Raw genomic sequence first — 7,131 nt, forward strand, 5'->3', positions numbered from 1 at the left:
GCCAACGCATCCCTGGCATACTCGCTGAAAGGCTTTACCATCCAGGGTAACCTGAACTACAATGGCTCCTACATTGTAAGCCTGGGTGAAGATGCAGAAACGGATGTGATCCGCGATGCACGCACACAGATAGATGCCAACGCATCTTACCAGCTCAGCAAACGGTTTACCATATACGTAGAAGCGCAGAACCTTACCAATGCGCCGCAGCGGGCCTATTTCGGGCAAAAGAACCGCATCTACGAAAAACAGTTTTATTCCTACTGGGGACGGGCAGGCGTAAAATTCAGGATGTAATTGCAAATCCATTCAAGACACATAACACAACGTAAAACCATGACAGAGTTATTAGCGGAACAGTTAAAAGTACAGATCTACGAGAGCAGGAAAGCCATGGGGCAGGCAGCAGCGGAAATGGCGGCTGCCTGCATCCGGGAACTGTTACAAACGCAGGGAACAGTGAACATTATTTTTGCCGCAGCAGCATCCCAGAACGAGTTCCTGGAAGCGCTGGTGCAGCAGGACATTAACTGGCAGCAGGTGCAGGCGTTCCATATGGATGAATACACCAGCCTGCCGGAAAATGACAGCCGTTTATTCGGTATTTTCCTGAAGGAGAGGATCTTTGGAAAGGTGCCCTTCAAACACGTGTATTATATTAACGGACAGGCTGCGGACCGTGCTGCGGAATGTGAGCGGTATGCAAAATTGCTGCAGCAATACCCCGTGGATATTACCTGTATGGGCATTGGCGAGAACAGCCACCTGGCCTTTAATGACCCGCATGTAGCGGATTTTAACGATCCGCAGCTGGTAAAGATCGTGGACCTGGATGAGGCGTGCAAGCAGCAGCAGGTAAATGAAGGCTGTTTTGAGAATACCGCACAGGTGCCCGTTGATGCGTTTACGTTAACCATACCGGCCCTGCTGAAAGCGCGTTACATTTTTTGCATGGTGCCCGGTACTTCTAAGGCAGAAGCGGTGTTTCATACGCTGAACGATGATATTTCAGAAGAATATCCATCCACCATCCTGAGAACGCATGCCAATGCAGTGCTGTTCCTGGATAAGTCCAGCGCAGAAAGGATCGTGCCTGCAGGCACAGCCCGCTGATTATTAGCCGCAGAAGCATGAAATTTAATAGCAGGAAACCTTAAAAAATACATACATGGAACAGCCTTTAATTGAAGACCTGTCAGTGTATCACCAGCTGACCAGCAGCTTGTTCAAATGGCCGCAAAGCGCCGCTGAATGGGCGCAGTACCGGCTTTCAGATGAGCAGGTGGCGCATTTTAACGAGTATGGTTATGTGAGTAATATAAAATTGCTGGAAGAATGGCAGGTGGATCAGCTGAACGAAGAGCTGGCAGACATCACAGATCCTGCGCATCCCGGCAATGAATTATTTTATGAGTTTGCCTCTAACGAATCATCCGATGCCAACACGGTGTTATTTCATGCATTGGGCGCCTGGCGCATTACAAAAGGGTTTCACGATATTTTGTGGAACCCTGCTTTTGTAATGGCAGCCAGTCAGCTGCTGGGCAATAAGGCCGTACGTTTCTGGCACGATCAGCTGTTTTGCAAACCGGCCCGGCATGGCGGGGTAGTGGCCTGGCACCAGGATTATTCCTACTGGACGCGTACCACCCCCTTGCAGCATTTAACCTGCTGGGTGGGGCTGGATGATGCCACTACGGAAAACGGCTGCCTCTATTACGTGCCTTACAGCCAGCACTGGGGTTTGCTGGATAAGCCTGAGCTGGCGGGCGATATGGAAGGTGTGCTGGATTACCTGACGCCGGAGCAGAAAGCCGCTTTTAAACCCATTCCTATTGAGCTGAAGAAAGGTTACGCTGCATTCCATCATCCTTTAATGGTGCATGGTTCGTATGCGAATAAGTCGGAACGTTCCCGGCGTGCGTTTGTGCTGAATGTATTTGCAGATGGTACCTTATCCAACTCAGATCAGGAGCTGCTGCCTAAAACGCCTGGCATACCTAAAGGAGAAAAAATGAAAGGACAGTTTTACCCGCTGCTGTTTGACCCGGCGGTGCAGCTGTAAAAAAGGTTTAGATGAAAATATTATTCTTTTGCCCCCGCTGGGGGCAAGCGCATGTACCCTGGAATGTATTTGCCCAACAGGTAAAAGCAGCGGGGTACGATGGTGTGGAGACTGATGTGCCGGCGGACGAAAAGGAGCGGGAACAGGTGCTGGAAGCGCTTGCAAAACATGGCCTGCTGCTGATAGCCCAGCACTGGGAAACCGTAACGCCGGATTTTGACGCGCACCTGCCGGCGTATGTGGAAAGACTGCAGCGCATGGCGGCCGTATCGCCCGTATGCATAAACGCACAAACGGGGCGTGACTTTTTTACCATGGAGCAGAACGGGCAATTAATAAACGCAGCATCGCAGGTGGCAGCAGCAACAGGTATACCGGTATACCATGAAACGCACCGCAGCAAGTTCAGTTTTGCCGCACACGTTACCGCGGCATACCTGCAGCAATTTCCCCGCTTGCAGCTAACCCTGGACCTTTCCCATTGGATAGCGGTGGCAGAAAGCTTTTTGCAGGAGCAGCAGCCGGCCGTAGCGCTGGCTGTTAGCCGAACGCGCCATATTCACGCCAGGGTAGGGCATACCCAGGGGCCGCAGGTAAGCGACCCGCGTGCGCCGGAATGGGAAGCCGCATTACAGGTGCACCTGGATTGCTGGGATGAAATAGTGCGCATTAACAAACAGGCCGGCCTGCAGCAGCTAACGGTAACGGCTGAATTTGGGCCACCCCCTTATATGCCGCTGCTGCCTTATACACAGCAGCCGGTGGCCAGCCAGTGGGATATAAACCTTTACATGAAAGCCCTGCTGAACAGCAGGTATAACCTTAACCCGTTTGCATGAAAAAGGAGAACAGGATCACCGAATCGCCCTCGCCTTACCGGCATATAGAGCAGATGTCTACAGAGGAAATTGTGCGCTCTATTAATGAAGAGGATCAGAAAGTAGCGCTGGCAGTAAAAAAAGTATTACCGGCTGTTACTGCGCTGATAGAAGCCGCCTCCTTACTGCTGGTAGCAGGCGGACGCGTGTTTTATATGGGCGCCGGTACCAGTGGCCGTTTAGGTGTGCTGGATGCCAGTGAGTGCCCGCCTACCTACGGGGTAGATGCCGGTATTATCAACGGCCTGATGGCCGGTGGCGATGCAGCATTGCGTTTTGGGATCGAAGATGCAGAAGACAGCTATGAAACCGGCTGGCAGGATTTGCAGCAGCACAACATCAAACCCGGTGATTTTGTAACAGGCATTGCAGCCAGCGGTACCACACCTTACGTGGTGGGTGCTTTGCGGCAATGCCGGAAGCATAACATTGCTACCGGCTGTATTGTATGTAACCCCGGATCGCCGGTAGCCAGCCATGCGGATTATCCTGTTGAAGTAATAACAGGGCCCGAATTTATTACCGGCAGCACCCGTATGAAAAGCGGCACTGCGCAGAAAATGGTGCTGAACATGATCTCCACTGCCCTGATGATACGCCTGGGCCGCGTGCATGATAACCGCATGGTGTATATGCAGATCACCAATGAAAAATTAACGGACCGTGGTACACGTATGTTAATGGAAACCGGCGGCATCGCTGATTATGAAAAGGCAAAAGCATTGCTGCTGCAGCACGGCAGCGTGCAGGCGGCATTAACAAACCTGTAAACAAGCGTATGGCAGTAGCAGTAAGCATACAAGACAGCACCACTACCGGTAGCGGCTATAGAAAGAACCTGCTGCTGATCGGGATCTTCTTTTTTATTTTCGGTTTCATCAGCTGGATCAACGGCACTTTAATTCCTTACCTGAAAATAGCCTGTGAGCTGCAGGAGTGGCAGGCTTACCTGGTTACTTTTGCTTTTTATATTTCCTATACAGCCATGGCCATACCAGCCAGCCGATTGCTGCAGCAAACCGGTATGATCAAAGGTATGAGCGCCGGTTTATACATTATGGCCGCCGGTTGCTTACTGTTTGTGCCGGCAGCGCTTAGCCGCAGCTATGGCCTGTTCCTGACCGGTTTGTTCTTAACCGGTGGCGGGCTTACCCTCTTGCAAACAGCCGTTAACCCTTACGTTACTTTATTGGGCCCTGCTGAAAGCGCGGCCCGCCGTATCAGCATTATGGGCATTTGCAATAAGGTGGCCGGTATACTGGCCCCGCTGATCATGGGCAGCATTATCCTGAAAAATTCCGGGGGCCTTATCAGCGAGCTGGCGCAAATGAGCGAAGTACAAAAAAAGCTGCGCCTGGATGAGCTGGCGCATGATGTAATACTGCCGTATTGTATACTCACTGCTATACTGGTGCTGGTAGCTATTTTGCTGCGCTTTGCACACCTGCCGGATCTTAAGCCGGCAGCGCCGGAAGCTGCTGCTACCGCCCCTGTTGCCGGTAGTATACGTTTTCTGCCGGGGTTTACCGCTATCTTTTTTGCCGTAGGCGCAGAGGTGCTGGCCGGTGATACCATCGGCAATTATGGCCTGTACCACGGCATTAGCCTGGACATAGCCAAGAACTTTACCTCCTATGCATTGTTTTGCATGATGGTAGGTTATATTGCAGGCGTGTGGGCCATTCCGCGTTATATATCGCAGCAAAAGGCTTTTTATGCATCTACCTGGCTGGGCTTAATGCTAACGGTGCTGGTTATACTCTTACCTGCAAAAGCCTCTATTGCAGGCGTGGCGCTGCTGGGGCTTGCCAATGCCATGTTATGGCCTGCCATCTGGCCACAGGCATTAAAAGGGCTGGAAGGTAAGGCGCTGGCGCGTGGCTCCGCAGTGCTGATCATGGGCATTGCCGGCGGCGCCTTGATGCCTTTATTGTATGGCTGGCTGGCAACTGTATTTAACAATCAATACGCTTATTGTATATTAATACCGGCATACGGGTTCCTGGTTTATTACAGCAATGCAGGAAAGAAACAAGCTAAATAACCTTACATGACTAACAAAACGGGCCATTACCGCTGGGCTATTTGCAGCCTGCTGTTTTTTGCAACCACCATCAATTACCTGGACCGGCAGGTGGTAGGCTACCTGAAACCTATACTTGAAAAGGAATTTAACTGGACCGAAACAGATTACAGCCATATAGTAATGGCCTTTACCGCAGCCTATGCCTTTGGGCTGCTGCTGTTCGGCCGCGTGATAGATAAGCTGGGCAGCAAGCTGGGATACAGTATTTCCATTGCCATCTGGAGCATTGCCGCCATGCTGCATGCAGTGGTAAAAACTACGCTGGGTTTTGGCATTGTAAGGGCCAGCCTGGGTTTGGGCGAATCCGGCAATTTTCCTTCCGCCATTAAAACCGTAGTAGCCTGGTTCCCTAAAAAAGAAAGAGCGCTGGCTACCGGTTTTTTTGATTCAGGGGCCAACATAGGCGCTGTACTGGCGCCGGTGGTAATACCCTGGTTGCTGGGTGTTTATGGCTGGCAGGCCGCTTTTGTTATTACCGGTAGCTTAGGCATTTTGTGGTTAATAGCCTGGCTGTTTATGTATGAAGTGCCTGCAAAGCATAAAAAGATAAGCTCACAGGAGCTGGCTTATATTGAAAGTGATGCAGATCCTTTAACGCCCCAGGGACAAGGTGTTTCCTGGTTTAAGCTGTTCGGGCTAAAACAAACCTGGGCATTCATTATTGGTAAGTTCTTTACAGATCCTATCTGGTACTTTTTCATGTACTGGCTGCCTTCTTATTTTTCCAGCGCCTTTCACCTGGATCTGAAAAAGCCTACGCCGCCATTGATCATTATTTATACAGCCGCCACAGTAGGCGCTTTGGGCGGAGGTTATCTTTCATCCATGCTCATAAAAAAGGGCTGGCCGGTGTATAAAGCGCGCAAATATGCGCTGCTGGTATCTGCCTTAACAGTGCTGCCTATCTTTGCTTCGCGGTATACGCAGGATATCTGGGTAGTGGTAGGGTTGATCAGTCTTTCCATTGCCGGTAATGCTGCGTGGAGCGCCAACATTTACACCATTGTATCTGATATGCTGCCGGCTAAGGCTGTAAGCTCTGTGATAGGTATCGGAGGCATGGCCGGCGCTATTGGCGGGGTGCTGTTTCCCATGGGTATTGGCGCAGTGCTGGACCATTACAAAGCGCTGGATAATATTACTGCGGGGTATAACATTATCTTCATCTTTTGCAGTCTTTCTTTTTTGCTGGCCTGGCTGCTGATACACTGGCTTACGCCGAAGATGGAACCCATAGACTTCTGAGCCATCACACCTGATTCATAACATAATGATAACTTAGCCAACTTTCATTTTGCAGTAATTTGGCCGCTTCTGTTTAAGTAATAAACGTAGCAAAATTATTGTATCATGAATTGGAATTGTAAACGTATAGCCCTGGCCGTAACGCTGGTGCTGGCAGGCACATTTGCAGCCCGGGCGCAAAAGGCAAAGTATGTAGTGATGATCAGCATTGACGGCCTGCGCCCCGACTTTTACCGCGAAGCAACCTGGCCCACGCCTAATCTACACTGGCTGGCAGCACAAGGCGTTTCCGCCGACGGGGTAAGAGGAGTGCTGCCCACTGTAACCTATCCATCCCACACCACCATTATGACCGGTGTAATGCCCGCCCGCCATGGCATTTATTACAATACGCCTTTTGAGCGCGAAGGACAAACAGGCCGCTGGAACTGGGAAAATAACCTCATCAAAACAACTACTTTATGGCAGGCCGTTAAGCAAAAAGGCGGCACCACTGCTGCGGTACACTGGCCGGTAACGGTCGGTGCAAGCTATATAGATTATAACCTGCCGGAATCGCCCAAAGGCAAGCCGGGTGAAGATCCCTTAAAACCTATGCGCGACGCTTCCACGCCCAAAGGTCTGTTTGAAGAAGCAGAGAAAAATGCAGTTGGCAGGCTGGATACCGCAGATATAGGCGGCGACTACCTGAGCCTGGATGAAGATATTGCCCGCCTCACGTCTTACCTGGTACAAAGCTATAAGCCTACATTAACCACCGTGCACCTGGTTTGTGTAGACCATTTTGAACACCTGGGTGGCCGCGAGGGACTAGGCGTGAACCGGGCCATTGCCAATGCCGACCGCGCTGTAGGCCA

At 51.0% G+C, this 7,131-nt stretch carries 8 protein-coding genes; all 8 read left to right on the top strand.

Going from position 1 to position 7,131, the window contains the following annotated elements; genetic code table 11:
* Positions 1–297 (top strand): hypothetical protein (locus VIM87_RS10370; protein ID WP_414649619.1); only part of this gene is annotated, 297 nt, incomplete at its 5' end.
* Positions 298–336: 39 nt separating this feature from the next.
* A complete protein-coding gene (locus VIM87_RS10375; RefSeq protein WP_331996927.1) occupies positions 337–1,113 on the top strand; it encodes a 6-phosphogluconolactonase in 777 nt (258 codons plus the stop codon).
* Between the two features lie 55 nt (positions 1,114–1,168).
* The gene (locus tag VIM87_RS10380; RefSeq protein ID WP_331996928.1) at positions 1,169–2,065 is read left to right on the top strand and encodes a phytanoyl-CoA dioxygenase family protein; all 897 of its coding nucleotides are present in this window, start codon (positions 1,169–1,171) and stop codon (positions 2,063–2,065) included.
* Between the two features lie 11 nt (positions 2,066–2,076).
* Positions 2,077–2,904, top strand: coding sequence for a sugar phosphate isomerase/epimerase family protein (locus VIM87_RS10385; RefSeq protein ID WP_331996929.1), 828 nt, complete (start codon positions 2,077–2,079; stop codon positions 2,902–2,904).
* Positions 2,901–3,713 (top strand): N-acetylmuramic acid 6-phosphate etherase, encoded by an 813-nt coding sequence (gene murQ, locus VIM87_RS10390; RefSeq protein ID WP_331996930.1) that lies wholly within the window; start codon positions 2,901–2,903, stop codon positions 3,711–3,713. Before VIM87_RS10385 ends, murQ begins: the two co-directional genes overlap by 4 nt.
* A gap of 8 nt (positions 3,714–3,721) precedes the next feature.
* Positions 3,722–4,987, top strand: coding sequence for a sugar MFS transporter (locus VIM87_RS10395; RefSeq protein WP_331996931.1), 1,266 nt, complete (start codon positions 3,722–3,724; stop codon positions 4,985–4,987).
* A 6-nt stretch (positions 4,988–4,993) separates the two neighbouring features.
* Positions 4,994–6,274 (top strand): MFS transporter, encoded by a 1,281-nt coding sequence (locus VIM87_RS10400; RefSeq protein WP_331996932.1) that lies wholly within the window; start codon positions 4,994–4,996, stop codon positions 6,272–6,274.
* Between the two features lie 105 nt (positions 6,275–6,379).
* The coding region (locus tag VIM87_RS10405) for an ectonucleotide pyrophosphatase/phosphodiesterase (RefSeq protein WP_331996933.1) at positions 6,380–7,131 on the top strand (752 nt) is incomplete at its 3' end.

The sequence above is a fragment of the Chitinophaga sp. genome, from assembly GCF_036569125.1.
Taxonomy (GTDB): domain Bacteria; phylum Bacteroidota; class Bacteroidia; order Chitinophagales; family Chitinophagaceae; genus Chitinophaga.

What these genes read in the sequence shown, in the direction of transcription:
- VIM87_RS10375 (WP_331996927.1), top strand. Translation starts at nt 337, where the DNA reads ATGACAGAGTTATTAGCGGAACAGTTAAAAGTACAGATCTACGAGAGC.
- VIM87_RS10380 (WP_331996928.1), top strand. Translation starts at nt 1,169, where the DNA reads ATGGAACAGCCTTTAATTGAAGACCTGTCAGTGTATCACCAGCTGACC.
- VIM87_RS10385 (WP_331996929.1), top strand. Translation starts at nt 2,077, where the DNA reads ATGAAAATATTATTCTTTTGCCCCCGCTGGGGGCAAGCGCATGTACCC.
- murQ (WP_331996930.1), top strand. Translation starts at nt 2,901, where the DNA reads ATGAAAAAGGAGAACAGGATCACCGAATCGCCCTCGCCTTACCGGCAT.
- VIM87_RS10395 (WP_331996931.1), top strand. Translation starts at nt 3,722, where the DNA reads ATGGCAGTAGCAGTAAGCATACAAGACAGCACCACTACCGGTAGCGGC.
- VIM87_RS10400 (WP_331996932.1), top strand. Translation starts at nt 4,994, where the DNA reads ATGACTAACAAAACGGGCCATTACCGCTGGGCTATTTGCAGCCTGCTG.